The sequence below is a fragment of the Pseudomonas sp. KCJK9000 genome (assembly GCF_046230725.1).
Classification (GTDB): domain Bacteria; phylum Pseudomonadota; class Gammaproteobacteria; order Pseudomonadales; family Pseudomonadaceae; genus Aquipseudomonas; species Aquipseudomonas promysalinigenes.
Genome location: NZ_JBJJLN010000141.1, coordinates 1 through 460 on the forward strand (window position 1 = coordinate 1; position 460 = coordinate 460).

The 460-nt window shown below is 65.4% G+C and carries 1 protein-coding gene; it reads left to right on the forward strand.

What is annotated here, in order from left to right; genetic code table 11:
• Positions 1-460: hypothetical protein (locus ACK59H_RS22980; RefSeq protein WP_409264994.1), on the forward strand; the 460-nt coding region annotated here is incomplete at both ends.

The following is a 460-nucleotide window of genomic DNA, read 5'->3' on the forward strand; positions in this document are numbered from 1 at the left end:
TCGACAGCAACGGCATCACCCTGGGCAACAGCATCGAACTCAATGGCGCGACCTTGCGCGACAGCGTCGGCAACGCTGCCAGCACCGCCCTGGCGGGTGTGGGTGATACCAGCCTGGTGCGCATCGATGCCGTGCCACCGACGGTGGCCAGCGTGCAGACACCTGCCGATGGCAATTACCAGGCCGGCGATGTGCTGACCTTCACCGTCAACGCCAGCGAAGCCGTGCAAACCGGCGCACTGCCACCGCGTCTGGCGCTGGATGTGGGCGGGGTCACCCGTTATGCCAACTACGTATCTGGCAGTGGCACGTCCGCGCTGGTGTTCCAGTACATCGTCCAGGCGGGCGACAACGACAGCGATGGCATCGCGGTCAGCAGCCTCGACCTGCGTGGCGAACCGCTGACGGACCTGGCCGGCAATGACCTGAACCTTGCCTTGAACGGCGTGGGCAGTACTGC